We start from the raw sequence: 25,538 nt of genomic DNA, 5'->3' as shown, positions 1-25,538 counted from the left end.
AAATTTCATGGATGTACTTACGATTAACCCAGGCCGGATGACGTTGAAAGAACTTCGTCTGGTCAGCCGCTCTGATATCAAAGTAAAACTGGCTGAAGATGCCCATCAGGCCATTAATGCCAGTACACAGGTCGTTGAAAAAATCATTGCTGAAGAACGCACAGTTTATGGTATCAACACTGGGTTTGGTCTGCTTGCTAACACCAAAATAGCGCCGGAAGATCTGGAAACCCTTCAGCGGAGTATCGTATTGTCACACGCTGCCGGCATTGGCAAATTTATGCAGGATGACACCGTTCGTCTGATCATGGTGCTGAAAATTAACAGCCTGGCTCGTGGATTCTCCGGTATCCGGCTTGAGGTGATTGAAGCTTTAATCACGCTGCTTAACCATGGGATCTACCCTTGTATTCCGGAAAAAGGATCCGTTGGTGCATCTGGCGATCTCGCACCGCTGGCACACATGAGCACTGTCTTACTGGGTGAAGGTCAGGCGCGCCATCAGGGGGAAGTTATTTCCGGTAAACAGGCACTGGCGATCGCTGGTTTGTCTCCGGTCACACTGGCTCCCAAAGAAGGGCTGGCTCTGCTGAATGGCACACAAGCTTCAACAGCTCTTGCTCTGGAAGGCCTGTTCTATGCGGAAGATTTGTTTGCTTCAGCAACGGTCTGTGGTGCGCTGTCAGTTGAAGCCGCATTAGGCAGCCGTCGTCCATTTGATCCGAAGATTCATCAGGTTCGCGGCCACCAGACGCAAATTGATGCTGCAGCTGCGTATCGTCATCTTCTGGGTGACTCAAGTGATATCAGCCAGTCACACGTGAACTGTGAAAAAGTGCAGGATCCTTACTCGCTTCGCTGCCAGCCACAGGTGATGGGCGCCTGCCTGCAACAAATCCGTAACTCAGCTGATACCTTGTTGACCGAAAGTAACGCGGTTTCAGATAATCCGCTGGTCTTCGCAGCAGAAGATGACATTATCTCCGGCGGTAACTTCCATGCAGAACCCGTCGCAATGGCCGCAGACAATCTGGCTCTGGCAATTGCCGAAATCGGCAGCTTATCAGAAAGACGCATGGCGCTGCTGATTGACAGCGCCCTGAGCAAGCTGCCACCGTTTCTGGTTGATAACGGCGGCGTAAACTCTGGCTTTATGATTGCTCAGGTCACCTCAGCTGCACTGGCCAGCGAGAATAAAACACTGGCACATCCCGGTTCTGTGGACAGCCTGCCAACGTCTGCCAATCAGGAAGATCATGTCTCTATGGCAACTTTTGCAGCACGCCGCCTGAAAGATATGTCTGAAAACACCCGTGGTATTCTGGCAGTTGAATACCTTGCATCGGTTCAGGGTCTGGACTTCAGAACACCACTAAAAACATCCGACAAACTTGAGCAGGCAAAAGCCATGTTACGGGCGAAAGTTCCCTTCTATGACAAGGACCGTTACTTTGCTCCCGACATTGCAGCAGCAGATGAATTGCTTGCCTCAGCAAAACATCACAGCCTGATGCCGGAGCACCTGCTTCCCAGTCTGTGATATCCGGAGAAACTTCCGGCTGGATATATATACAACAAACTCAATCCCGGCTACACTGGCCGGGATTAACAATTTATATACTATCAATTCACAGGATCAAATGGATGGTTGAACAATCTGCAGCATCGAAGCTTTCGCAAGCACTTCCTGATACACCAGCACCAATCTATCAACGCGTAAAACAAGCAATCATCGCACAGATCTCTGCCGGTCACTGGCAGGAAAATGATCGGGTGCCATCAGAAAGTGAACTGGTGAAAGCCTTAGGTGCCAGCAGAATGACGATCAACCGGGCACTCAGGGAATTAACCACCGAAGGCTATTTGTTCCGGATGCAGGGCGTCGGTACATTTGTTGCGAAGCAAAAAGGGGCGACCCCGATGCTGGAAGTGCATAATATTGCTGATGAAATCACCCAGCGCGGCCATAGTCATACCTGTAAAATCATCAATTTATCCAGTATCAAAGCGGATCCGGAACAGGCAGCCATCTTCAATCTGAAAACCGGTCATGAACTCTACTACTCTCATATCATCCATTATGAGAATGACACGCCGGTACAGCTCGAAGAGCGCTGGGTAAACCCGTCAATGGCACCAGATTACCTCCATCAGGATTATCAGCATCAAACACCATATACTTATCTGATGAATATTGCGCCATTGACTTCCGGTGAGCATATCGTTGAAGCCGTCATGGCTGATCCGCGACAAAGAAATTATCTCGATATTGACGATTATGAACCCTGCCTGCTGATTCGCCGCCAGACATGGAGCGATAAACAAGTAGTGACTTACGCCAAATTACTCTACCCTGGCTCCCGCTATAAGCTGCTCGGTAATTTTTAACATAAGTTTTTCATGAAATTTTTAACGCTTTCATCACCTGAGAAAATTGCTGTCTGACAGCAAATTCAAGCGGGTGATGTCCCTGTTCAATGACCCGTTTTCCTGCAACATACACGTCACGGATCATCTGGCTTTGCCCGCCAAACAACCAGCGGTTCAACCATAGTGATGAAGGCAGGTTTTCCAGCCACTCATTGTTTTCCAGAACCAGCCAGTCGGCCCGTTTCCCTACTGCCAGTGTCCCAAGATTCACACCACACGCCTGTGAACCACCGGCTGCAGCCTGTTGCCAAAGCATATCGCCGACAGAGCCTGTCACAGGATCCACCAACCGGTTACGACGCTGATCCCGCAGCCTTTGACCATACTCAAGCCAACGCAGCTCTTCCACAGCACTGAGAGAGACATGGCTGTCGGACCCGACGCCCCAGCGTCCTCCCTGCTGTATATAATCAGCCGCCGGGAAAATCCCGTCACCAAGGTTTGCTTCTGTCGTGGTACAGATACCCACAACCGCCCGGCTGTCAGCAATTGAAGTCACTTCCTGCCCGGTCAAATGTGTTGCATGCACCAGACACCAACGGGAATCAACTTCAGCATGATCATACAGCCATTCTACCGGTCGCTGCCCACTCCATGCGATGCAGTCATTGACCTCTTTCATCTGCTCCGCAATGTGAATATGAACCGGCAAATCAACCGGAGCATGCGATAAAACCTGATTCATTTGAACCGGACTCACCGCCCGCAGTGAATGAAAGCAGATCCCCGCATGATGCAACGCTTTCTCTTTAATTTGCTTTTGTAATTCCGCAAACCGCGACAGATAAGCCTCTGTATCCTGAATAAACCGTTTTTGCAGAGGCTGGGCCGCCTGGCCGCCAAAACCACTATAAGTATACAAAACCGGTAAAAGTGTCTGACCAATCCCGGCTTCACCAGCGGCATTGATCAGCTGAAGTGCCATCTCATCCTGTTGATATGGTTTGCCATCTTTATCATGATGTAAATAATTAAACTCAGCGACCTGTGTATACCCGCCTTTGAGCATATCAATATACAAATATGCTGCGATCACCCCCACCTGTTCAGGAGAAAGATGACTCACCAAATGATACATCTGTTCCCGCCAGGTCCAGAAACTATCCTGCGGGTCCCCGGCCACTTCAGCCAGCCCGGCCATCGCCCGCTGAAAAGCATGTGAATGCAGATTAACCATCGAAGGAATCACCAGCCCTGAAAGCCGCTCAGTCTGCTCTGGTACATCACGCACACCCTGTTGAACTGACGTGATCACGCCCTGCATGTCGACTTCGATCAAAACATCAGACTGCCAGCCATCATGCAATAAGGCCTGTGTACACAAAAAACGTTTCATTGTTGACTCTTCCCTGATAGATTGTATATACATATACATACCACAGTATTAAACCAGCGTAAACCTGAACGCAACAGAGGAAATCAAGTATGGAAGCATTTCAATACTATCCGGGAACCAGCCCACTGCTCATCAGCATCCCACATGCAGGCACCCAATTAACGCCAGTCGTTCAGGCCGGGCTTTCTGAAGCAGCAAAATCCCTGCCTGATACAGACTGGCACGTTCCACAGCTCTATGAGTTCGCCCGTCAAACCGGAGCACATCTGTTGATCGCAAATTATTCCCGTTTTGTGATTGATCTCAATCGTCCTGCAGATGATCAACCGCTGTATACAACCGCGACAACCGGATTATTTCCTCAAACGCTGTTTGATGGCACCCCGGTATTTAGCGCCGGAAAATCACCATCCGACGATGAACGAGCAGCTTGTCTGACCAATATCTGGCAGCCTTATCATCAAAAAATTCAGGACACGCTGACCAGCATCAAAGAAAAATTTGGCTATGCGCTGTTGTTTGATGCTCACTCGATTGCATCCAATATTCCCCGGTTATTTGAAGGACAGCTCCCCGATCTCAACATCGGCACCAATCAAGAACAAAGCTGCGCACCAAACCTGCAGCAGACTGTGGAAAAAGTATGCCGGAGTCAGGACAAATTCAGCTGGGTTATCAATGGCCGGTTTAAAGGGGGATACATTACCCGTGCGTATGGCCAGCCGGAACAGCACTGGCACGCGATTCAGCTCGAGCTGGCACAATGTAACTATATGGAAGAAAAGCCACCATTCAAGTGGCGGGAAGATAGAGCAGAACAGCTGATTCCGGTTCTGGAAAATATCATCACCCAATACACAAAAAGTGCAGAATCTTTGGCCGGATAAACATCAGGCAGCGCTTGTTACACCTGATATTGAGCATAAAATCATCAAAACAAATCAAATTTCAGGAAAACAGTTTTAAGTGAATAAAATACAAGCAGATTTAACATACATTGAGGCTAGACAGCACAAAGCCAATCCCATATAATCGTGCACCTCTGTGGGGGCCTTTAGCTCAGTTGGTTAGAGCATCCGACTCATAATCGGCAGGTCCTGGGTTCAAGTCCCGGAAGGCCCACCATATATTTCAAGGAGTTAGGTGAGTTTTTACCTAGCTCCTTTTTCTTTGGATTTTTATTTATAGCATATTTATAGCAAAATTATTTATAGCAACAGCCCGCCAGAATCCTGAAAAGCTCCCCTACGCTATCCCGCAATTCAATGACAAAAAACCTGTATTTATAAACTGGCTCATTTGCTGATCCGGATAATGAGTTTATTTTCCAGATTGATATGAATCCAAACCACCGAAACAGATAAGCTCATTGAAGAGGGGTCTACAAAAGCACTTCTGTGTAGCAGATGGGTAATCTGATTATCCTCCGGATTCCATATCCGAATGGCTCGGATTGTGAATCATAGAGTATCGCGATTCGCAATAATGCACTTGATATGGGTTAGTGTGGGGATTCTGATACCGTTTGATTGTATATCCGGATTCCATATCTGAACGGCTTGGATTGTGAATCATAGGGTATCGCGATTCGCAATATGGCACTTGATATGGGTTGGATTGGGGATTCTGATACCGTTTGATTGTATATCCGGATTCCATATCTAAGTGGCTTGGATTAGGAATAATATGGTATCCATACACAATAAATCCTCTTCTGACTCCTGTTGTTATTTCTGACAGACATCATACATAAATCTGGCCGAATTATATGATTATAGTTACAATGCTACCCATTGATTAATTATTGGTATTTGCCTGATATGGAATATAACGTCACGGATATAGCAAAAAGAATGATTGACGTTCTTTTCGATCATTCACTTGATGCCGGTTTCTGGGATGGCATGTTATCGGTTCCTGTGGATTTAGGATATCTGGCTTATGGCTATTTTGATACGGATTCATACCACGAACGCAGTGTAGGAAAAGAGAGAATCATCAGAGCCATATCCAATGGTATTTTACAGCCCCGCCACATCGTCAGAACAGTTGAAATTATTTTTGAGATCTTCAATCAATATGTCCCGGAAAAAATCCAGACACAAACATCCAGCCATATCGTCGGAGCCATATCAGGGCGTGTTATCACCAACCATCTCATCTTTAGAAACTTTTCCCAACGGCTGGCAATACAAGGTGAAACCTTCTTTAGTGCTCGTGGTGGCCGGTTAGGTGCTGTTCTGTTGATCGGAGGCATGGCGGAAAGGTGTTTATACAAAGCCAGAGAACTGCGGGATGAAAACCCGGAGGTCTATTATGCATTGTATCCACACTATTATGATTTATTATATTTTATGCTTGAAGCATCGCTATCTCCGTTTGTCGAAGCGCTGAATGTTTATCACCACGAAGGGCAGCCCGCATTCAACCAAATACTCAGAATAATTTATGACGAAATACAAAGAAGAGAACAACAGCAAGTCTACTAAAAAGTTTTATTACCATTTTCTGGTATTCCTTATCTGGTCTCTGGGAGGTTTGCAGGTTTGGGGAACGTTATATTGTTTCTTTCATTTTGACACTTGGCTGGAAAGAGGCATTTCTATTGCCACATTAATTTTATTATCACAGTTGGTGATCTATTTATTGAATAAAACAATTTTTAAATACGATTTGGGATAAGAAATTCTGATTTCAACGAATATTCAAGCAGGTATTTTATGGCTTACATGGCGTATATAACCATTACAGGTGAAACACAAGGCGTTATTTCTGAAGGATGTAACAGCATTGATTCAATGGGTGGAAAATTTCAGGATGCCCACCGGGATGAGATTTCAGTGATTGCTTATGAACATCATGGTTCTAAAAGCGGTGGTCAGCATAAAAAAACACATAGCCCCTTGCACATCACCAAATACATTGACAAAAGCAGTCCTCTGCTTGCGACTGCTTTTGCTAAGCAGGAACATCTTGATTGCACACTGCATTTTTACCGGACGAATGAGCAGGGATATAACGAAAAGTTTTATTCTATCGAATTAAAAAAGGCGCTTATCTCGGGTTTAAGTTCGACGCTGCCAAATATTCTAACCAACAGTGTTGAGAAGAATTTCACTGAAATGCACGAAGTCATTGCATTCAGCTACAAAGAAATTATATGGAAACATAATGTATCCGGTACGATGGGATATGATAACTGGGATCAAGGCGGCTGGGGAGCCTGATATCGTCGATGAAAAGAGCCACAAAACTAAGTGGCTCTGAAGTAGCACCTCACGAACATCCGGACTCTTCTGGTTCATCTCATTCAGATAATCCTCAAGCTGAATCAAATATTCACGGGCTTTCTGTGAAAGGCTTGGGTCGTAAGCGATTGTTGCAGGCATAAGTGCCTCCGTACGGATAGATGAAAAGATATTTCACCACTCAGAGGTACCAAGAATGGGTGGTGAACTGAACAAGGTTGGTACACCGCCCGTACGGAAACGGCCTGACCGAAGTCAGCCTCATCCAGCCCACCATTATTTGGCATGATTCTGTCTGAATCATAGACAAAACCACAAAATTCAGGTGTAAAAAGCCGCATATAAAAAAATCAGCACGAAGCTGACATTTATATGTCGTACGGTAGTAATCTGGGGTACCAAACCCAGTCACCGGATTTTGCCGGTGAGCAGGTAGGATAATCTTGGTGTGATTGGGTGTCAATTGTTGTATATGGTTTTGAATATCAGAGCATTAAAAATGTATCAGTTGTGTCATTTCTGAGTTAAAGCCTTAACTCTAACTCGTCAGTTTCGGATTAAAATTTCTATGGGTTAACGTTTGCCGTAAGCGGCTGAGCGTAGCGAGGTCCAGCCCGCTTGCAGGCTACGCTTCACGGCCTTGTTAGCAACTTAGCAACGTACTACTTTATTTATGTCCTCTACCCAATAATATTCATCGCTTTGATTCAGCATCTGCATGTTCAAACTTGATACTGACGCAACAGATTGACCATCAAATGAAATACTATCAGGTATAAGAATCGAATTACTTGAGATAGGTAAACAGAGTAAGTTAGTTTTATCGGGTAAAACCAAATTCATATCGCATTGAACCTTATGCAAGATGAATTGGATACCGCTCAAGTCATTTACTATTGACTCATATAACGATTTTATTTGTTGAGAATTCGATTCATGCTTTTGTATTACGCCAGCTTGCTGTGTATTCCTTTGCTCAAGACATTGTCTTTCAAAAGGGGTTAATTCCATAGTTTCGAAATTACCATAAACATTTATAGAGCTATCACTATCTTTAAACGAAAACCTTGCAGACCAGAGCGCTAAATATTTAATAACAGGAAGGTTTTCTGTTGAAAATAACGCCCTCGGTTTTGAGTCAATCAACTTATTAATTACACTAAGATAATTACTTTCTATTGGATGCGAAAATTCTTTTTCTATATGCTGAGTCCACCCTCTAACTGAAACAGCACCAGGCTCAAATCTTTTTAATTTAGCATATGAGACCTTATTATTGGCTTTGTTCACAGTATAGATTTTTTCATTTTGCCCGCAAAATTTTTTCATTGCTGCATACGTTAGAAAGTGCTGACGCCACGTGAATTGGAAAAGATCATTATCAACAACACCAGCATCTTGCGACTCCAATCTTTTGTTGTACTTCATTTTCCCACCGAGTTGCTAACATTTTATTAGTGCGCATGCGCATTTACCTTATTGGACCAGTCAAAATGCGCACAGTTAACTATCTATATACAAAGAACTTAAACACACAATGGGGCATATCCTTGTTACCGCTATCGTCATAAAATACACTTATTCACAGAACTCCAAGTGAAAAGATGTCGCCTGCTGTAACTCAATCCGCCACTCAAAAATACGGGTAATCAATTCACGCCCGGCAGTCACCACACCTTTTAACGCTCTTATGAGCTCATTTTCACAGTATAGACTGCTTTTTATTTCACCAGTGGATTGGTCAACAGAAAATTCATAGTAAGGCTTAAAAACCTGAGCCTTGCGCTCACAGAACACCCCGCCCATCTGCACGGTAAAGGTTTTCCAGTCGCCTTTATCGGCTGCCTCAATAATTGCTTTCGGTTTGTCAGACAACCCGGTGATGTCTTTTAAGCGTCGCAGTTCCCGCCAGACGGTCACGGAGCATCCGCCTAACTGCTGAAACTGACGAATACCCCAACAGGCCGCCCATGCGTCCACTCTGGCGGCGGCTTCCTGCGGGTCTTCGCCGTAAATTCCGGTGTCTAAATCACTGCCGTCGATATTCTTGGATATGTATTTGGCAATGTAGCCAGTGGCGGAGCCTTTAGCCGGGTCGATTTTGACTTCCGTGAAACGATGCTTATCTGCCCCGGATTCGTCGCTGTCTTCGCGCATGGCGTAATCACGCATCACTTCCACCATAGGCAGATAAAGATGTTTTTCAACAAACAGCAATAAATGCCAGTGCGGTGTGCCATCATGCTGTGGCTCTGCCACCCGGAAGCCATAGAAGCGGATATTCAGGCGGCTGAGTTTCGCCCGGATTAACTGCCATAAGTTATTGAGATAGGCTTGCCCATCCAGCGGAGTGAATCCCTGCCATTTGGGATTGATATCACCGGATTTGAATCATCCTGTAAGGACAGACACTTTAAACAGGATATTTTTATTTTTTCAGGCAAAGGTAAAGCACGCTACCGAAAGTGCATTTTAATGTACTAAAAATCACCACGAATATATATAACAAATTGATTTAAAATGAATTTCCCTGATCTAATTACACTTTATACTGGATTAAAAACCTTAATAGTACAGTGATATTTGAGTTTACAAAATAAGGAGATAATCTCTGTGTCTATTGAATTAAATGTGCGTATCCGCATTTCAGTGCCTTTGCTTAAAGTATCAATTTTGCGCTTATTCTATAAAATGATGAATCAATTGAACGGGGGTATTGACGAAGAGTAGCGCAATATCGTTCGGTTCGGGAAATATACTCTTGAACCGGACGATGAACAACTGCTTGGGTATTTCTTCCTGTTACGTCGATCATGACCCTGAGAATTCAAGATCCAAGCGGTTAAACAAGTAACTGAGCAGGTCACTCGCTCACATCCATACCCATCATCACCAGCTTACCGGAGATCTGATATCAACTTTCAAATCAGAACCCTATAAAGCATGCGACTGCCGCCACGCTTTCACTTCCTTATCTGATATTTCATTGGGATAACAAATGGGAGTATAACCTCCGGGTTTGCTCCATGCGCTTCGCTTCCCACATTTATAACCGTTTGAAGCCCTGCTATACGGGCAGGGACAATTTCCCGGATAACGAAGAATCGACTCATGGATGATTTGCTGCCTGACTTGAGCATCGGACATCTTTTCTTTAGCCAGGACAGCAGGAGAACTGAGTAATAATACGACAAAAAATAAAATGAATGCTTTCATTGTGCCACTTCACTTGCGTCAAAGTGTTAAGCACGGCAACGACTGAATACGCGAACTAAACTCACTAAATTGAATACAATTAACTATAGACGCTAAAATACCGGTTGAATAAATGGTACCGGCTTAAATCACATTCATGTCTGCTCAGACTCTTTCCAGTTTTTCAAAAGGTTCATCGGGTAAAATGATTTCAATATGATCATCAGGATTCACCAAACCACCTGCCGTGATGATCCCCATCACACCTGCTTTACGAACCACATTCCCTGAACTGTCTCTGTCCAGAACCTGAGAGAGCAGCCCTTTCTGAAAGGCTTCTATCTGCGGACAGGGATTGCGTAAACCGGTAATCAATATCTCTGCACCTTGCGGGAACCGTAACAATGTCCCTTTCGGCAGTGATAATAAATCGATACCGCGTGTGGTTATATTTTCACCCAGTTCAGAAGGCCCGACCTCAAATCCCTTGTCTTTGAGTTCATCAAATAGCTCCTGATGGATCAGATGAACCTGCCTGAGATTTGGCTGCGTTGGGTCCGCCTTCACCCGGGAACGATGCTTGACTGTTTTACCTCTGTGCGCATCGCCTTCAACACCTTCGCCTTCGATCAGCATAATTGAATTCACAGTTGATTTTGAGAACGTATGTTTTTCACTTTTACTGACTGAAACAACTTTTGCCACAATGATTCTCCCTGAGAGTAAACAACAGTGTCAATAGCAACACTATACTCATTAAGTGACAGCCAGATGTTGTTGTCAATTTCTATTTAAAGGCAGGACAACATATTAACACCCTGATGCGTAAGAAACAGAAAGCGCAAGTTGATTGACAGGCACCATTCCGGGCTGGCATATTTTAACAATTGATCTGAATCAAAAAGTGAGTATCTCATGAAAAAACCTCAGCCTGTCACCGCAACCGTTCATTCCGTTACCCCGCTCTCCCCGAATATGAACCGGATTGTGCTGGAAAGTGAAGCGTTCACCAATTATCCTGCGGATTGTGAAGGCGGCTATATCAAGCTGCTGTTTACTCAAACCGGAGACACGGATCTTTCCGGATTAGATTCAGATGAAAAACCAGCGCTGCGAACCTATACCATCAGGTCATTCGACCCGGAGCATCACACCATCGAAGTCGATTTTGTGCTCCATAATTCAGACACACACGGCAGTGCCGGTGGTTTTGGGGCGCATTGGGGGGAAACCGCACAACCTGGCGGTCAGATTTCAATCGTCGGGCCCGGTCAGATTTCCGGCCTGAATCAGGATAGCGATTTTTTCTTCTTTGTTGCAGATATGACAGCATTACCGGCGATGTCCGTGAAGCTGAAGCAGCTGCCCGATGATGCAGCTGGTTACGCGGTGGTGGAAGTAAACAGCCGGGAAGATATCCAGTCTTTGTCTGCACCGGCACAGATTGAAATTGACTGGGTGATTGCCAGCGAGCAAGAACCACTGGCTCAGGCGGTTCGGGCAAAACCATGGCCACAAGGCCGGGTATCTGTGTGGTGTGCCTGCGAATTTGAGACGATGCGAAACCTGCGTCAATATTTCAGAAATGAACGGGAAGTTGAAAGAGACTGTATTTATATCAGCAGCTACTGGAAAAACGGCGTCACGGAGGATGGCCATAAAGTGCTGAAACAGCAGGACGCACAGGCAAATCGTTAACAATGAAACGGTCATCACGGAATTGACTGACAGCTCAATTCCGTGATTTGCCAAAGCTCTCCCTTCAATCATTCATAAGTATCTATTTTTGTTCTGTGTCTCTCGTACAAAAATCCGAATCCATACACTGAAGATAACCCCAAAATGTACCATTCAGTCATCAATATACTGATTTTCAACGTAGAATGACTATGTCTACAAATCAGTGCCTTGCTCAGAAACCAATCAATTCCCGCTGAACATGCATCTTGAGGTCACTTAGGTATACAGATATATTACTGTCTGAATTAACTAAATATTTCGCCTGTAACATATGATAGATCCAATCTTTTTGCCGCTGATTATTCCTTTTCTCTACCGTTCCCACTTCTGCCAAAAAGATATTCTGATTAATATTTTATATCTCACTTATTGTGTAATGGTGACGTGGATTTCAGATATTCCACCGGGTCCCAGAATCGGCGGTCTTGTTGCGGGCATCCCGATGTTCGCATATGTCGCTTATTATTTCCCTGAACTGTTCGATCCGCGAGAGCAATATCCAACGGAGAACCTCGCGGTTACTGCTTTAATTGCTGTTTTTATCATTGTCCTGATATGTTGTTGAATTCAATCACCGGGGCAGTTGAATTGACTTCAGAAACCTGATTATGAAAAGCAGGAAATGATAAACGATGAGGCATGAATCAGGTGCATCACCACCTGATTCTGAAAAAATGAATTTATCGTACCTGATTACTGTTTTTCACACATGGGCTGATCATCCGTTTGTGAGTTTTCACAGCGCCAGCGCTGCTGCCCATCGGAGATCGTCATCCCTTTGACCTGAGCTGTTTTCGCCTGAATCCCCTTGAAGAAATAAGGTGAAATGCCGGCAAACCAGACATAATGACCATCGGTAATAAAGTTATCCTGAAGCACTTTGAGCGCTTTCATATTCACATCCGAAGGAAATTTCAGGCTTCGTTTTCCTGCAATCAGAAATCCCTTTTTATCCGCTGAAGCATTAAACGTCAGACATTTAAAACTGGCTGCATCGACATCACCACGCGCCTCGCCTGAATAGTAGCTTTTATTATCGACGGCGGCCCAGCCACTACACTCATCATACAGTTTAACCTGCTTCTGATAAGGAATAGTGACCGTATCTTTCGCGACATAAAAATAATGTTTTGCATCATATCCCTGACCGAAAGCACTTTTAAAGGTTTTGCCATCAGCACCTTTTAAAACTTCACCGGTGACCAGCAAAATGGTATCGCCATTTCGGAAAAATGGATGATTTAAAGCCTGAAAATTCTCCAGATCAATATCGACCGTTCGCTTACATGACGCAAACGAACCGACATTTGTAACGAGAAAATTATCCAGAATGCGTGCAGATTGGGTATCGAGTCCTGAAGGCAGCTTTTCAGCATTACAGTAGTAATTCCCCGAAGAAGCACCGACGGCAAAGTCACCTTTATAAAGCAGTTCAAAATCTTCGGCTTTTGCGCCAGATAAGGTCTTTGCAGGGTGATTGCTATATCGCTGGTAAACCACCTTTTGTTGCTCTGTTTTATAAGGACGAATGGAGTCTGCAGCATATGCATGACAGGTATAAACGGCGGATAAAACCGCGCCAACAGAAATGAAGGAGTAAGCCCGGAAATTCATTGAAAATCTCTTATGTATGAAGTGAATATAAAATAACCGAATCATGACATATAAAATGCTATCGGTTTTTTATTCAATCTTACTTTGTGATACTTATTCCATAAATATGATTCTGCTATTTTCAATTTTTTTACTTTGGCACTCCGGTGTGACCAGTGTTAGCCTTAAAAGGTGAATAAAAACAAACGTCAGGGGCAAAATGACGATGAACGATACCGAAGATCATCATAGCAGACATGTCAAAAACACATCAGATACCTTACCACCAGTCGTTGCCGGTCCTATCCTGCGCAAATCCGATGCTGTATCTGCTTGTTTCTGGCTGGCTTGTTCAGATGATTTTCAGATTCACATTCACTGTCAACGCAATGGCGACATTTTACCCGCCACGCAGCAGGTCCAAACAATCAGCATCGGCACGAACCTTTGGGTCAGCCTGGTCACGATAGAATTTGAATCTTCCCTTCATGAAGGGGATTACATCGATTACTCACTCTCACTGGCTGACTCAAACGGGCAATCTGTGCCACTGGATGAATGGCATCGCTCTGTCAGCTATCACAATGCATCATCGCCGGGCTTTGTTTATCAGCCCCGGATACGTTCACTCATCCATGGATCTTGCCGTAAACCCCATCACCGTAGTGAGATTGATCCGGATACAGTGGATTGCGGTGATGGTCTTGCGGTTGCGGACGACTTATTAGCTCACACAGAGAGGAAACAATGGCCGGCCCTGTTGGTCATGTCGGGCGATCAAATCTATGCCGATGATGTTGCCGGTCCGATGCTATATGCGATCCATCAGATCATTCGTTTACTTGGTTTACAGGATGAATCAATCGCGGCGGATCATCCGGATAATTTTTCCAGGTTACATCACAAAGATCCACTGTATTACACCCGTGAAACCATCCTGCCACGGACCCCTCTGGCGAAGTCGGTCAGAGACCAGTTCTTCGCTGGTGCAAGAAAACCAATATTTACCAGTGATACCGCTCATAATCATTTGATGACATTCAGTGAAATCGCCGCCATGTATTTACTGGTCTGGTCACCGGAATTATGGGCATTTGTCGATCTCACGGTGCCAGAAGGCCTGAGTGCAGACCAACAACAGACCTACCAACATGAACTGGAAAGCATTGTCTGCTTTCAAACCCATCTGAAAAAGGCCCGAAGAGTCATGGCTCACCTGCCCTGTGCCATGATGTTCGATGATCATGATGTCACGGATGACTGGAACCTGACCGCCGGATGGGAAAAATCAGCTTATGGACATCCGATCTCAAAACGAATTATCGGCAATGCCCTGATGGGTTATTTTTTGTTTCAGGGCTGGGGCAACAACCCGAAGCAGTTTGATGCAGCTTTCATAACCCGGTTTAATCAGGCTATCAGGCATCCGGGTGAGTCCGCTCATGATCACTTTCTGGATGAGCTGTTTCGCTACGATCAGTGGCACTATGTCTGGGAAACCAATCCGGCGCTGGTCGTTTTAGACACCCGGACCCGCCGCTGGCGTTCAGAACGCAGTTTACATCAGCCTTCAGGATTGATGGATTGGGAAGCGTTAACCGAATTACAGCGTGAGCTGATTGATCGTGAAAGTGTATTGTTGGTGTCTCCGGCGCCTATTTTTGGCGTGAAGCTGATTGAAGCGGTGCAAAAGGTGTTTACATGGTTTGGTCAACCTTTGATGGTGGATGCAGAAAACTGGATGGCGCATCCCGGCTCGGCATATGCTTTGATGAACCTGTTTAAACACCCGAAAACTCCGGCAAACTTTGTTATCCTCTCCGGTGATGTACACTACTCTTTTGCTTACCATATCGAAGTCAAAGGCTTAAAAAGCAGTCCGGATATCTGGCAGATCACCAGCAGTGGTTTTCGCAATGAATTTCCGGACAAGTTGCTGAGCTGGTTTGATCGGTTCAACCGCTGGCTGTATGCCCCATGGTCACCGTTAAACCTGCTGACCAAACGGCGCGGCATGTGGGTTGCACCTTATAAACCGGAAAAGAGAAGCAAGGGAGAGCGGTTGCTCAATGGTGCCGGGGTGGGTCTGGTTACGCTTGATGACAAGGGTGCACCCAGTCAAATCACGCAATTGTTGCCCCATGGAAAAAAGGTCAGGTTCTTCAAAAGCGATAAAGACCGCCAGTTTGATTGACCTGACCCGTCACAGCGTTTAAGCCATGTATTGACCACCATTAATATGAATGACCTGACCTGTGATATAACCGGACATTTCATGTGAGGCAAGATAGGCAAATGTAGGTGCCATTTCTTCTGCCGTGCCCAGCCGTCCCATCGGAATACCTTTGCTGATACGCGCTTTGGCCGCTTCATCTTTGTCAGCATGAAACGCGGTATCGACCGTCCCCGGAGAAACCACATTAAAACGGATATGATCCTTCGCGTAAGTTTTGGCCCATGCGCGGTTAATGCTGTGCAACCACCCTTTTGAAGCCGCATATAAAGAAGCGCCAGGACCACCACCGGAATCGGCGGCAATTGAACCAACATTAATCACAGATGCTGACCAGTTTTCCTGAAGAGCAGACTGTTTCAGATAAGGGAGCGCTAACCGGACCATCGTCTGCGCAGAGCGCATATTCAGATAAGCCACATCATCAAAAAATCCGGCATCAATCTCATCCGTATTTTTACGATCAACCAAGCCACCGACATTGTTGATCAAAATATCTATCCCGCCATGCAACGCAACAAACTCACCCACAAAGCGTTCACATGCCGCATCATCAGCAAAATCGACCTGATGGAAACTTGCAGAGCCATCAAGGCGATTCAGCTCAGCTAATGTAGCCTCTATATCATCATGCTGACGGTAAGAAGTCAGTGTGACGTGCGCACCAGCTTTAGCCAGATATTGAGCGGTCGCCAGACCAATGCCACCGGTGGAACCGGTGATAATCACCCGTTTATTGCAAAGATCGTTGAGCATCATGTCATCCTGTTGATAGTATCAGAAAAAGAGTTGCGATCTTCTCATTTTTAAAACGCAGTTTCAATTTTATCAATCGCAAAATCTGTCTGTACCGGAGAGATCAGCCAACAGAAAGTCATTCAACATCGTGCCAACAAGTCCCGGAGCTTCCTGATGTGCAGCATGCGCCGTCAGCGGGATATTGGCAAAATGACAGTCCGGAATATGGTGATAGAGCTCAACGGCCTCATCCAGTGAAAACAAAAAATCATTTTCTCCATGCATGACCAACGTCGGACACTGAATATATTCGACTGACTGATAAGGATACCCGGCCGCTGAACGGTCGAGCCATAGAGCTTTCACCTGTGAAACCAGGCGCTTAAAATCAGGATCAGGATTGTAAATATTGTATTTGTCCACATCATCCGGATAACGCTGCAACCACATCTCTGCTGTCAGGCCTTTCAGCATTTCTATCGATGAGTCATCTTTTTCCAGACGCCACTGTGCCCCCAATGTGATCAGGCGCTGAACCTGTTCCGGATGTACAATAGCCAGTCGATAACCGACGGTCCCGCCATCACTGAACCCAAAAACCACATATTGGTGAATATTTAAATGCGCCAGAACCGCTTCCACGTCTTTCTGATACTGAGCATAGCTCAAAGGGACATCCCCCAGCGTGGAATGTCCATGGCCGCGAAAATCAATCCGGAGCATCAGATATGCGGCAGATAACCAGGGCATCATCACTTCCATGTCATCACTACACCCTAACCCACCATGCATCATCAGTAACGGCTGACCATCGGGGTTCCCTGACATTTCATAGTAAATCTTCCCACCATCCTGAAGAATATAACCTGTTGTTTTCATTGCATTCTGACCTTTCATTCAAAAATATTGACCCGAAATGTCAAGTCTAACTATCGGTGATGTCAGATTTTGTCAGCAGGATTATTCCTGCTCAGGTTTTAAAAGTCCTGCGGAAAATATCTAATTCCGAAAATCACTATCTGACAAACAACTCAGGTAACGCCGCCAGTCAAAACTCAGGCCGGGATCCGTTTTTCTGCCGGGAGCAATAAACTGATGCCCGGTAATACGCTGACGGGTTATCAGCGGAAAGTGGTGCCGGAGTGAGCGGGTTAATGACATCAAAGACTGATATTGTGCGTCGGTATAAGCGGTGAACTCTGTCCCTTCCAGCTCAATACCAATGGAATAATCATTACAGCGCTCACGCCCGGCAAACGATGACACCCCGGCATGCCATGCCCTGTCCAGAAATGAAACAAACTGAACTACCGTGCCATCTCTTTGAATGACACAATGCGCCGATACCTGCATATTTTCAATCACCTGAAAAAAAGGATGCACAGACGCATGAAGCTTACCGGTAAAAAACTGCTCAATATACGGGCCACCAAACTGACCCGGTGGCAGGCTGATGCAATGAATGACCAACAGCGAAATCTCATCACCGGGCTGACGGGCATCAAAGAAGGGAGACGGAATATGTTTAGCCTGTGTATACCAGCCATTTTGATCGATCATGTTACACCTTCTGTCCGGGATCAGTTGCGGCTTCTATCCGGGATCAATAGTTATTTTTACGCAAAAATTCAGCTTTTTCAGTCTATCGCTATGCAACCTCAAGAGGCTGGTCAGGTATATACAGAAATAAGTAAATAAGCAGCTGAATTTCAGATTCAGTCAGCGTATTATGCCACTTTGTTTAAATCAGAGTCAGTCACTTATTGCAATGAAAAACAGTCATAACAGTCAGGCGCGCCTTGAATATCTGCGCAAACAACTCCCGGATGATATTGCCCGCTCAGTCAGAGAAACGCTGCTCGAAGATCTCGGTGGCATCCTGGATCCGGACCGCGACGTTACCGCATCTTTGATTCCTGCGGAGCAACAAAATACAGCGATCTTGATCACCCGTGAAGATGGTGTCTTTTGTGGACAGGCATGGGCTGAAGAAGTGTTCCGGCAACTTGGCGGACAAGTGACAATTGAATGGTTTGTACAAGATGGTGATCCGGTTCAGGCCAACCAGAAGATCTGTCAACTCACAGGCCCGGCAAGGTTGCTGCTGACCGGAGAGCGAAATGCGATGAATTTCATTCAGACGTTATCAGGTTGTGCGACACAAACCGCGACCTATGTCGCCTGTATCAAAGAAACCGGCTGTAAATTACTCGATACCCGAAAAACAATTCCTGGCCTGCGCAATGCGCTGAAATATGCGGTGGCTTGCGGTGGTGGCTATAACCATCGGATCGGCGTGTTTGATGCCTATCTGATTAAAGAAAATCATATTATTGCCTGTCACGGTATTGCCGGGGCGATTGAAACGGCAAAACGGTTAAATCCGGATAAACCGGTCGAGATAGAAACTGAATCTCTGGATGAGATGAGCACTGCGGTTGAAGCGGGAGCGGATATCATCATGCTGGATAATTTTACCCGGGAAATGATGATTGAAGCCGTCAAAATTAATGCGGGCCGTGCTGCCTTAGAGGTATCAGGAAATGTGACGCTGGATACACTCTATCATTTTGCATCGACTGGTGTTGATTACATCTCCGTCGGCGCATTAACCAAGCATATTCAGGCGCTCGATTTATCCATGCGCTTTCAGGAATAAAGACCTTTTAATCGCTTAAAAGCGTTAATCTGATCGCGATTTTCTGTATACGAACTGTCAATGATGAATGGCAGTTCGTTTTTCTTTCCGGATCATTCATCTTCTGCTTTGGTGCTTTTCCCCGTTGCCCGCTATTGTCATTCCTCCTCCCGATAATTCGAAGGACTAATGACTATGAAGAAGTACTGTTTTCTTCCATGGCAGGGCTTTACGCTGGTTGAGCTGATGATCGTCGTCGCGATCATCGGTATTCTATCTGCTATCGCTATCCCCGCTTACCAGCACTATATCCGCAAATCGGAACTGACTGTTGGTATCAGCACTGCAAGTGCCCTGACGACCAATATTGACTTATTTATTCAGGAAAACGGACAGTTTCCTGCAGATACAGACATGAGTGACTTAGGGGCAACCGCCACAATGAGCACTCTCGGCACCCTGAGTCTGACACCAGACAGTCAGAATTCAGCCTTGGGTACTTTAATCTTTGAATTCAATCACAACAGCTCACTCGATGGCAAAAAAGTCCAGTGGCTGAAACAGGATGCGGGCTGGGCATGTGCACAGAACGCACTGGAAAACGTGAAAAATTGTCCGGAACTAACCGCAGGATAAATGATGACAGCTCCATTATTAAAATTATTGTACGCTGGCGGATATATATCTCAGGCACAGGCAGAGGAACTCGGGACTCAGGTGCAGGCGCAATCAGTCAGCGCATATACAGCGGTAATCGCTTCAGGCGTTATCTCTGCAGAAACCCTGGCGGATTTTCTGTCCAATCAACTCAAAGTTCGCCGGATCCGGCTGGAAAATCATCCGTATGAGAAATTTTGCCGCCAGCTCAATATCACTAACTTAGCACTGAGATATCAGGCGGTTCCGGTTGAAGTCAAAGATGAATGGCTGGTACTTGCTGCCGGTGATCCTTCCGTCCCGCAGCTCAGAGAAGATTTTCAGTTTGCGACCGGACTACATATCGAACTGGTATTGTGTCATGCAGACGAATTACAAATTGCTTTGCGATCACTACGCCACCAACACACGAAGAAAGACAACTCAAAACAACAGCTTGAATCGCAAATTCGTGAAGAAGAAAGTACTTATGAATCATCATTGTCCCGAAATGACAGCCATCCTGTCAGCCAGTATTTAAACCAGATTCTGCATGAAGCCTGGCAACAAAAAGCCTCTGACATTCACTTTGAACCCTATGAATTTACTTACAGAATAAGAATGCGGCTTAACGGCATCCTGATCACAACACATGCGCCACCACACAACATCAGCCGCCGACTCGCGTCACGCATCAAAGTATTGGCAGAGCTGAATATAGCCGAACGCCGTCTGCCACAGGATGGAAGGATTAAATTCACCACCGAAGATAAAACCGACATTGATCTGCGGGTCTCGGTACTCCCGGCACACTGGGGAGAAAAGATAGTGATTCGGTTGCTCAATATCAAAGAGCAAATGCTGGACATTGAACAGCTGGGTTTTACACCGTACCAGATCGATCTCTTTCAGCAATCGATTCATCAACCACAGGGAATTATCCTCATTACCGGTCCAACCGGCAGTGGCAAAACAGTGACTCTGTATTCAGCACTTAATGAACTTAACAACGATGAAAAAAATATATCCACGGTAGAAGATCCGGTTGAAATATCCCTGTCCGGTATTAATCAGATACAAGTGAATGAAAAGATCGGGCTGAATTTCAGTCAGGTGCTCAGAGCAATGCTCCGTCAGGATCCTGATATCATGATGGTCGGTGAAATCCGGGATAAAGAAACTGCAACCATTGCGATGCGGGCGGCTCAGACTGGTCATCTGGTTTTTTCAACGCTTCATACAAACTCTGCTCAGGCAACATTTGTCAGACTGCAGCAAATGGGATTTGAATCATATCTGCTCAACGCTGCAATCAGACTGATTGTGGCACAACGTCTTGTCCGGCGACTCTGCCCTTTATGTAAACAGCCTGCAACCGAACCACCAGCGATGCCCAGCCAGTTCAACACAGACACCGTTCTGTTTAAGGCAAATCCGAAAGGATGTCATGCCTGTATCGGTGGATATCAGGGGCGTATCGGCATCTTTGAAATGCTCGTACCCTTTCACGAAAATCATATCCATGAAAGCGACAACTCACATACCAGGGATAACTTATATTCCCAGGATAACTTAAATACCAGACATCGCTTATATCCCGGCTATCACCCATATCCCAATCATAACAATCAGGCCGTTTCACTCCCGGAAACCAGCTACACCTTATGGCAGGATGGTATACATAAAGTTGAACAGGGGCTGACTTCTCTGGAAGAGCTCTGCCGGGTTTTAGAATCTCCCGAATCATATCAAAAGGATAAGAGATGACAGAACCGAAAACTCCGGCGATGAAACGCTGGCGCTGGGTCAATCTTAATCCAACACACGGCAAACACCAGGGCTACCTCTGGGCTGCCACAGAGGAAGAGGCATTTTCTCTGATCCAGCAACAAAAGCTTGTCATCACTCATTTATATCTGGCCCCTATGAATCCTTTGGAAAGGATCCGCAGCAGAATCACACCACAGGATATCACTTATCTGACCCGGCAGATTGCGACCATGTTGTCCGCTGAGTTCCCCCTTCCGGATGCACTGAGTTTACTTGCTGCACAATCCCAAAAACCGGTCATGCAGCGGCTGCTGCGAAGTCTGCATGGTCAGGTTGCTCAAGGTATGTCGGTGGCTGAAAGCTTCGAAAACACCTCAGCCATTTTCAATCCTGTTTATATCAGCCTGATAAGGGCAGGAGAAGCAGCGGGACAGCTGGATAAAACATTTGAACAACTGGCCCATTATCAGGAGCGAAAAGAACACATCCGGGCAAAAACAGTAAAAGCAGCAATTTATCCCTGTGTCGTTATCATCAGTGCGACTCTTCTCGCCTGGCTGATGCTGACGACCATCATGCCAAAGTTTGAACTGATGTTCCGCCAGTTCGATGCATCATTGCCATGGTTCACCCGACAGGTTTTGTCTTTATCCCACCAAATGCAACGGCACACACTGTTGTTCCTCTTTCTGTCATTGCTGACAATCACCCTCCTCAGGCTACTCTACCGCCATATTTCCACCTGCCGGTTAATCACCGAAAAATTCATTGTGTATTTACCGGTGTTTGGAAAATTATTCACAGAAACCGCCTTGATTCGCTGTTGCCGAACGCTTGCAAGCTGCTACCATTGTGGAATTCCCATTCTGGAAAGTATACAAAACGCACAGCACGTCGCGGGCCTCATGTATTATGAGCATGCATTTACACGAGTCATACAGCAAGTCTCTGGCGGAACACCCCTTTATACGGCACTCAGGCAAACCCAGTGCTTTCCTGAATTTATGATTCAGATGGTGATGGTCGGGGAAGAATCTGACAATCTGGATGATATGCTCTCCCGGGTTGCCGAACATTATGAATGCAGAATCGATCAAATGGTCGATCATTTAGGTCAGCTCATTGAGCCATTCATCATCATACTTCTGGGTGTGATCGTTGGCGGATTGATAATCGCGATGTATTTACCTTTATTTAACTTAATGACCATCGTGGGATAGTATACTTGGGGCAAATGAACTGACTGTTTTAAAAACAGCCTGATTTAGCCTGAAATTTACTCATGCCAATCTGGAAAATTAACTGATCATCCGGATGTGTTTGCTCTGCCAGACATATCCAGATCAGAAAATGACTTCGTTTGGTATCACACAGTCTGAGGTGCTTATTGGCTGGGTGTAACAGAAGAGACTGAAGCTCTTAATAAAGAAAAAATCATCATACTGAGAACATTTAATGGACGCTTTCTATTTTTATCCCTGGCTATTTCCTCTGTTTGTTACCATATTCGGACTGATTATTGGTAGTTTTCTGAATGTCGTTATCTATCGCTTACCACAAATGATGACTCTGACCTGGAAACAGGATTTTGCGGAAACATTTCCTGAATATGATATTCAGATTTCAGAAAGACCTGTCAGTTTGAGCCGGCCTCATTCGTTTTGTCCTCACTGCCATCATCCCATCCGGCCATGGCATAATATCCCGGTATTAAGCTGGCTGCTGCTGCGGGGAAAATGCGCTGATTGTCAGGCAAAAATTTCTGTCCGGTATCCTCTGATTGAACTGGTTTCAGCCATCGCCAGCTGTATGATTGCCCTTCACTCAGGTATGACTTTATATACAGCAGCTCTGCTCATGGTAACTTTCTCGCTCATTGCAGCCGCGATGATCGACCTGGATACCATGTTATTACCCGATTCCATCACAATGCCATTGATGTGGGGAGGCATTTTGTCTGCCCTACTGGACATCTCCCCGGTTTCTTTGAGCTCAGCAGTCACCGGCGCAATAGCCGGGTATTTATCCCTTTGGTCTGTGTACTGGTTATTCAAACTATTAACCAGAAAAGAAGGCATGGGATACGGGGACTTCAAGCTATTTGCTGCACTCGGAGCCTGGATGGGCTGGCAAATGTTACCGATTATCATTTTTATTGCCTCGATCATCGGCATTATGTTTGGATTAGTTTTTTTACTCATGAAGAAAAATGATATCAGTCAGGGATTCCCTTTTGGCCCCTCGTTAGCCATTGCCGGTTGGCTTGGCCTGATTTGGGGTGCAGATATTCTGCGCTGGTATTCAGTCATTCTCACCGGAGCCGGAGGATAAATGACTTTTGTTGTTGGACTCACTGGCGGGATAGCCAGCGGAAAAACTACGGTTGCGGAACTGTTTTCCCGCAATTTCGGAATAGATATTGTCGATGCAGATATCATTGCAAGAGAAGTTGTTGCCAGAGATACTCCGGGGCTGGACGCCATCAAAAACCGGTTTGGTCATGAAATAATTCTCGATGACGGGTCACTGAACCGGGCAAAACTCCGTGAAATCATCTTTACTTATCCTGAAGAGAAACAATGGCTGGATCAACTACTTCACCCCATGATCCGGGAAAAAATGCAGTTGTCACTCAGTCAGGTCTCATCCCCTTATGCATTACTGGTCGTTCCGTTATTGGTTGAAAATCAGCTGCAATATCTGGCGCAACGAATACTCGTTGTTGATGTGAGTGAATCAACACAGATCGATCGGGTGATGTTACGCGATGGAGTCAGCCGGCAACAGGCTCTGAATATTTTATCATCACAGGCAACACGCGCTGAACGTCTTGCTATCGCCAATGATGTGATTAAAAATGATACAAAAAACAATGAACTTTTGTCCCGTGTCACAGAATTGCACCAAAAGTATCTGGCAATTATCAGTAAAAATTTGTGAGAATAGATATATCGGTAATTAAGGCTAGCTAAATGACTACGCATTACTTTGAACATCCTTTAAACGAGAAAACTCGTATTTATCTGAGAGTTGAGGCTTTGCTGGCACAGCTCCATGCGGCGTCTCAATTTAGTAATCAATACCAACATCAGCTATTTTTCCGGGCACTTTTTGATCTTCTGGACATTTTTGAGCAAATTCAGCTACGCAATGAATTGGCAAAGGATGTCGAAAAACAGAAAAACATTTACCGTAACTGGATGAATGTGGATGGCGTTGATCAGCAAGTCCTTCAGACGTTGCTGACAGAAATTGATGAAATCCACACCAATCTGATCAATGCCGACAGATTTGGCATCGAGCTGAAAGATGAACGGTTCCTGACCACAATCCGTCAACGCTTTAATTTACCCGGTGGTTCATGCTGCTTTGACTTACCTGCATTGCACTACTGGCTTCGCCTGCCAGCGGATGATAAACAGAGGGATGCACAAGTCTGGATGAAATCATTGCACCCACTCGCGGCTGCATTACATCTCTGGCTGAAACTGGCAAGAGAAACCGGGCATTTTAATGCCCATACCGCTTATGAAGGCTTCTTCCAAAGTGATGCTGAAGAGGCCAATATACTCCGGCTGAATATTCCCCTTGAATACGGTGTCTATCCAATGATATCGGGACATAAAAATCGTTTTGCGATAAAATTTATCGAATTCGAATCCACTCAGGCCTGCACCCGGGATGTTCATTTTGAACTGGCTGTTTGTAGTTAACGGAACCATTAAAGTTTATGAGTAAAAAAGTCACCCTTGTAAAATGTCCTCACTGTAGCAAAGCTGTAGAATGGAGTGAGGCAAGCCCCTTTCGTCCTTTTTGCAGTAAGAAATGCCAAATGATCGATTTTGGCACATGGGCTAATGAAGAAAACTCGATTCCCGGCGCGCCGGATATGTCAGATGTGGACGGCTGGACAGAGGACCATACGTCCGTATAAATGATCCCTGCAATAGCCCCAAATGATCTCCCATCATGCAACAGGTC

The 25,538-nt window shown here is 45.5% G+C and carries 25 protein-coding genes and 1 tRNA gene; 17 read left to right on the top strand and 9 right to left on the bottom strand.

What is annotated here, in order from left to right; translation table 11 throughout:
- The first annotated feature begins 7 nt into the window (after nt 1-7).
- Entirely contained in the window at nt 8-1,540 is a 1,533-nt protein-coding gene (hutH, locus tag OCV29_RS03405) for a histidine ammonia-lyase (RefSeq protein WP_073603397.1), read from the top strand.
- A gap of 104 nt (nt 1,541-1,644) precedes the next feature.
- A complete protein-coding gene (gene hutC, locus OCV29_RS03400; RefSeq protein ID WP_073603398.1) occupies nt 1,645-2,388 on the top strand; it encodes a histidine utilization repressor in 744 nt (247 codons plus the stop codon).
- Nucleotides 2,389-2,398: 10 nt separating this feature from the next.
- Here the strand turns inward: hutC and OCV29_RS03395 are convergent, their stop codons facing one another.
- Nucleotides 2,399-3,766 carry a formimidoylglutamate deiminase gene (locus OCV29_RS03395; RefSeq protein ID WP_073603399.1) on the bottom strand — a complete coding sequence of 456 codons (1,368 nt, stop codon included), beginning with the start codon at nt 3,764-3,766 and terminating at the stop codon, nt 2,399-2,401.
- Nucleotides 3,767-3,855: 89 nt separating this feature from the next.
- On the opposite strand from OCV29_RS03395, the gene hutG reads away from it, so the two are divergent.
- The 5 genes from hutG (at nt 3,856) to OCV29_RS03370 (ending at nt 7,157) form a co-directional block, all read left to right on the top strand.
- Nucleotides 3,856-4,653: an N-formylglutamate deformylase gene (gene hutG / locus OCV29_RS03390; protein ID WP_073603400.1), complete on the top strand. Its 798-nt coding sequence runs from the start codon at nt 3,856-3,858 to the stop codon at nt 4,651-4,653.
- 161 nt (nt 4,654-4,814) lie between these two features.
- A tRNA-Ile gene (locus tag OCV29_RS03385) sits at nt 4,815-4,891 on the top strand.
- Between the two features lie 728 nt (nt 4,892-5,619).
- Nucleotides 5,620-6,255, top strand: a complete 636-nt coding sequence (locus OCV29_RS03380; RefSeq protein ID WP_084193291.1) for a hypothetical protein — start codon at nt 5,620-5,622, stop codon at nt 6,253-6,255.
- A gap of 240 nt (nt 6,256-6,495) precedes the next feature.
- The gene (gene tssD / locus OCV29_RS03375) at nt 6,496-6,993 is read left to right on the top strand and encodes a type VI secretion system tube protein TssD (RefSeq protein ID WP_245796808.1); all 498 of its coding nucleotides are present in this window, start codon (nt 6,496-6,498) and stop codon (nt 6,991-6,993) included.
- Nucleotides 6,994-7,001: 8 nt separating this feature from the next.
- A complete protein-coding gene (locus tag OCV29_RS03370; protein ID WP_175561528.1) occupies nt 7,002-7,157 on the top strand; it encodes a hypothetical protein in 156 nt (51 codons plus the stop codon).
- A 508-nt stretch (nt 7,158-7,665) separates the two neighbouring features.
- Here the strand turns inward: OCV29_RS03370 and OCV29_RS03365 are convergent.
- The 4 genes from OCV29_RS03365 to OCV29_RS03350 all read right to left on the bottom strand — a co-directional run bounded on the left by OCV29_RS03365 (nt 7,666) and on the right by OCV29_RS03350 (nt 10,914).
- The gene (locus tag OCV29_RS03365) at nt 7,666-8,442 is read right to left on the bottom strand and encodes a hypothetical protein (protein ID WP_073603403.1); all 777 of its coding nucleotides are present in this window, start codon (nt 8,440-8,442) and stop codon (nt 7,666-7,668) included.
- Nucleotides 8,443-8,592: 150 nt separating this feature from the next.
- Nucleotides 8,593-9,390: a replication endonuclease gene (locus tag OCV29_RS03360; protein ID WP_084193292.1), complete on the bottom strand. Its 798-nt coding sequence runs from the start codon at nt 9,388-9,390 to the stop codon at nt 8,593-8,595.
- A 558-nt stretch (nt 9,391-9,948) separates the two neighbouring features.
- Nucleotides 9,949-10,230, bottom strand: coding sequence for a hypothetical protein (locus OCV29_RS03355; RefSeq protein WP_073603404.1), 282 nt, complete (start codon nt 10,228-10,230; stop codon nt 9,949-9,951).
- Between the two features lie 144 nt (nt 10,231-10,374).
- Nucleotides 10,375-10,914: an MOSC domain-containing protein gene (locus tag OCV29_RS03350; protein WP_073603405.1), complete on the bottom strand. Its 540-nt coding sequence runs from the start codon at nt 10,912-10,914 to the stop codon at nt 10,375-10,377.
- A 210-nt stretch (nt 10,915-11,124) separates the two neighbouring features.
- On the opposite strand from OCV29_RS03350, the gene OCV29_RS03345 reads away from it, so the two are divergent.
- Complete coding sequence (locus OCV29_RS03345; RefSeq protein ID WP_073603406.1) at nt 11,125-11,907, top strand: siderophore-interacting protein; 783 nt, start codon at nt 11,125-11,127, stop codon at nt 11,905-11,907.
- A gap of 735 nt (nt 11,908-12,642) precedes the next feature.
- Here OCV29_RS03345 and OCV29_RS03340 read toward each other — a convergent pair.
- Complete coding sequence (locus OCV29_RS03340) at nt 12,643-13,563, bottom strand: hypothetical protein (RefSeq protein WP_084193293.1); 921 nt, start codon at nt 13,561-13,563, stop codon at nt 12,643-12,645.
- 205 nt (nt 13,564-13,768) lie between these two features.
- On the opposite strand from OCV29_RS03340, the gene OCV29_RS03335 reads away from it, so the two are divergent.
- Nucleotides 13,769-15,736, top strand: a complete 1,968-nt coding sequence (locus OCV29_RS03335; protein WP_139281559.1) for a metallophosphoesterase family protein — start codon at nt 13,769-13,771, stop codon at nt 15,734-15,736.
- 18 nt (nt 15,737-15,754) lie between these two features.
- Here the strand turns inward: OCV29_RS03335 and OCV29_RS03330 are convergent, their stop codons facing one another.
- The 3 genes from OCV29_RS03330 to ampD all read right to left on the bottom strand — a co-directional run bounded on the left by OCV29_RS03330 (nt 15,755) and on the right by ampD (nt 18,073).
- Nucleotides 15,755-16,534 carry an SDR family NAD(P)-dependent oxidoreductase gene (locus tag OCV29_RS03330; protein WP_245796810.1) on the bottom strand — a complete coding sequence of 260 codons (780 nt, stop codon included), beginning with the start codon at nt 16,532-16,534 and terminating at the stop codon, nt 15,755-15,757.
- A 69-nt stretch (nt 16,535-16,603) separates the two neighbouring features.
- Nucleotides 16,604-17,410, bottom strand: coding sequence for an alpha/beta fold hydrolase (locus tag OCV29_RS03325; protein WP_073603410.1), 807 nt, complete (start codon nt 17,408-17,410; stop codon nt 16,604-16,606).
- 102 nt (nt 17,411-17,512) lie between these two features.
- The gene (ampD, locus tag OCV29_RS03320; RefSeq protein ID WP_073603411.1) at nt 17,513-18,073 is read right to left on the bottom strand and encodes a 1,6-anhydro-N-acetylmuramyl-L-alanine amidase AmpD; all 561 of its coding nucleotides are present in this window, start codon (nt 18,071-18,073) and stop codon (nt 17,513-17,515) included.
- 208 nt (nt 18,074-18,281) lie between these two features.
- Here ampD and nadC point away from each other — a divergent pair, with 208 nt between their 5' ends.
- The 8 genes from nadC (at nt 18,282) to yacG (ending at nt 25,491) form a co-directional block, all read left to right on the top strand.
- Nucleotides 18,282-19,172, top strand: a complete 891-nt coding sequence (nadC, locus tag OCV29_RS03315) for a carboxylating nicotinate-nucleotide diphosphorylase (RefSeq protein ID WP_073603586.1) — start codon at nt 18,282-18,284, stop codon at nt 19,170-19,172.
- A gap of 174 nt (nt 19,173-19,346) precedes the next feature.
- Nucleotides 19,347-19,787 carry a pilin gene (locus OCV29_RS03305; RefSeq protein WP_073603412.1) on the top strand — a complete coding sequence of 147 codons (441 nt, stop codon included), beginning with the start codon at nt 19,347-19,349 and terminating at the stop codon, nt 19,785-19,787.
- Nucleotides 19,788-21,554: a GspE/PulE family protein gene (locus OCV29_RS03300; protein ID WP_084193295.1), complete on the top strand. Its 1,767-nt coding sequence runs from the start codon at nt 19,788-19,790 to the stop codon at nt 21,552-21,554. It begins immediately after the preceding gene.
- The gene (locus OCV29_RS03295) at nt 21,551-22,777 is read left to right on the top strand and encodes a type II secretion system F family protein (RefSeq protein WP_073603413.1); all 1,227 of its coding nucleotides are present in this window, start codon (nt 21,551-21,553) and stop codon (nt 22,775-22,777) included. The genes OCV29_RS03300 and OCV29_RS03295 overlap by 4 nt, the downstream gene beginning before the upstream one ends.
- A 235-nt stretch (nt 22,778-23,012) precedes the next feature.
- Complete coding sequence (locus tag OCV29_RS03290) at nt 23,013-23,888, top strand: prepilin peptidase (protein WP_261887366.1); 876 nt, start codon at nt 23,013-23,015, stop codon at nt 23,886-23,888.
- Nucleotides 23,889-24,497, top strand: coding sequence for a dephospho-CoA kinase (gene coaE, locus OCV29_RS03285; protein WP_073603415.1), 609 nt, complete (start codon nt 23,889-23,891; stop codon nt 24,495-24,497). It abuts the gene before it with no gap.
- A 32-nt stretch (nt 24,498-24,529) separates the two neighbouring features.
- Nucleotides 24,530-25,270 carry a cell division protein ZapD gene (gene zapD / locus OCV29_RS03280; RefSeq protein WP_073603416.1) on the top strand — a complete coding sequence of 247 codons (741 nt, stop codon included), beginning with the start codon at nt 24,530-24,532 and terminating at the stop codon, nt 25,268-25,270.
- 17 nt (nt 25,271-25,287) lie between these two features.
- A complete protein-coding gene (gene yacG, locus OCV29_RS03275) occupies nt 25,288-25,491 on the top strand; it encodes a DNA gyrase inhibitor YacG (RefSeq protein WP_073603417.1) in 204 nt (67 codons plus the stop codon).
- Nucleotides 25,492-25,538 lie beyond the last annotated feature (47 nt).

The organism is Vibrio aerogenes, from assembly GCF_024346755.1.
Classification (GTDB): Bacteria; Pseudomonadota; Gammaproteobacteria; order Enterobacterales; family Vibrionaceae; genus Vibrio; species Vibrio aerogenes.
Note: the sequence above shows the minus strand (reverse complement) of the source record. Positions and strands in the feature narration are given on the sequence as shown.

Bases quoted from the DNA above. Each gene is read 5' to 3' on its own strand.
- OCV29_RS03370 (WP_175561528.1), top strand. From the start codon at position 7,002: ATGAAAAGAGCCACAAAACTAAGTGGCTCTGAAGTAGCACCTCACGAA.
- hutG (WP_073603400.1), top strand. From the start codon at position 3,856: ATGGAAGCATTTCAATACTATCCGGGAACCAGCCCACTGCTCATCAGC.
- zapD (WP_073603416.1), top strand. From the start codon at position 24,530: ATGACTACGCATTACTTTGAACATCCTTTAAACGAGAAAACTCGTATT.
- coaE (WP_073603415.1), top strand. From the start codon at position 23,889: ATGACTTTTGTTGTTGGACTCACTGGCGGGATAGCCAGCGGAAAAACT.
- OCV29_RS03380 (WP_084193291.1), top strand. From the start codon at position 5,620: ATGATTGACGTTCTTTTCGATCATTCACTTGATGCCGGTTTCTGGGAT.
- OCV29_RS03395 (WP_073603399.1), bottom strand. From the start codon at position 3,766: ATGAAACGTTTTTTGTGTACACAGGCCTTATTGCATGATGGCTGGCAG.
- OCV29_RS03335 (WP_139281559.1), top strand. From the start codon at position 13,769: ATGAACGATACCGAAGATCATCATAGCAGACATGTCAAAAACACATCA.
- OCV29_RS03365 (WP_073603403.1), bottom strand. From the start codon at position 8,442: ATGAAGTACAACAAAAGATTGGAGTCGCAAGATGCTGGTGTTGTTGAT.
- hutH (WP_073603397.1), top strand. From the start codon at position 8: ATGGATGTACTTACGATTAACCCAGGCCGGATGACGTTGAAAGAACTT.
- OCV29_RS03345 (WP_073603406.1), top strand. From the start codon at position 11,125: ATGAAAAAACCTCAGCCTGTCACCGCAACCGTTCATTCCGTTACCCCG.
- OCV29_RS03355 (WP_073603404.1), bottom strand. From the start codon at position 10,230: ATGAAAGCATTCATTTTATTTTTTGTCGTATTATTACTCAGTTCTCCT.
- ampD (WP_073603411.1), bottom strand. From the start codon at position 18,073: ATGATCGATCAAAATGGCTGGTATACACAGGCTAAACATATTCCGTCT.
- OCV29_RS03340 (WP_084193293.1), bottom strand. From the start codon at position 13,563: ATGAATTTCCGGGCTTACTCCTTCATTTCTGTTGGCGCGGTTTTATCC.
- hutC (WP_073603398.1), top strand. From the start codon at position 1,645: ATGGTTGAACAATCTGCAGCATCGAAGCTTTCGCAAGCACTTCCTGAT.
- OCV29_RS03295 (WP_073603413.1), top strand. From the start codon at position 21,551: ATGACAGAACCGAAAACTCCGGCGATGAAACGCTGGCGCTGGGTCAAT.
- yacG (WP_073603417.1), top strand. From the start codon at position 25,288: ATGAGTAAAAAAGTCACCCTTGTAAAATGTCCTCACTGTAGCAAAGCT.
- OCV29_RS03325 (WP_073603410.1), bottom strand. From the start codon at position 17,410: ATGAAAGGTCAGAATGCAATGAAAACAACAGGTTATATTCTTCAGGAT.
- nadC (WP_073603586.1), top strand. From the start codon at position 18,282: ATGAAAAACAGTCATAACAGTCAGGCGCGCCTTGAATATCTGCGCAAA.
- OCV29_RS03330 (WP_245796810.1), bottom strand. From the start codon at position 16,534: ATGATGCTCAACGATCTTTGCAATAAACGGGTGATTATCACCGGTTCC.
- OCV29_RS03305 (WP_073603412.1), top strand. From the start codon at position 19,347: ATGAAGAAGTACTGTTTTCTTCCATGGCAGGGCTTTACGCTGGTTGAG.
- OCV29_RS03290 (WP_261887366.1), top strand. From the start codon at position 23,013: ATGGACGCTTTCTATTTTTATCCCTGGCTATTTCCTCTGTTTGTTACC.
- tssD (WP_245796808.1), top strand. From the start codon at position 6,496: ATGGCGTATATAACCATTACAGGTGAAACACAAGGCGTTATTTCTGAA.
- OCV29_RS03300 (WP_084193295.1), top strand. From the start codon at position 19,788: ATGATGACAGCTCCATTATTAAAATTATTGTACGCTGGCGGATATATA.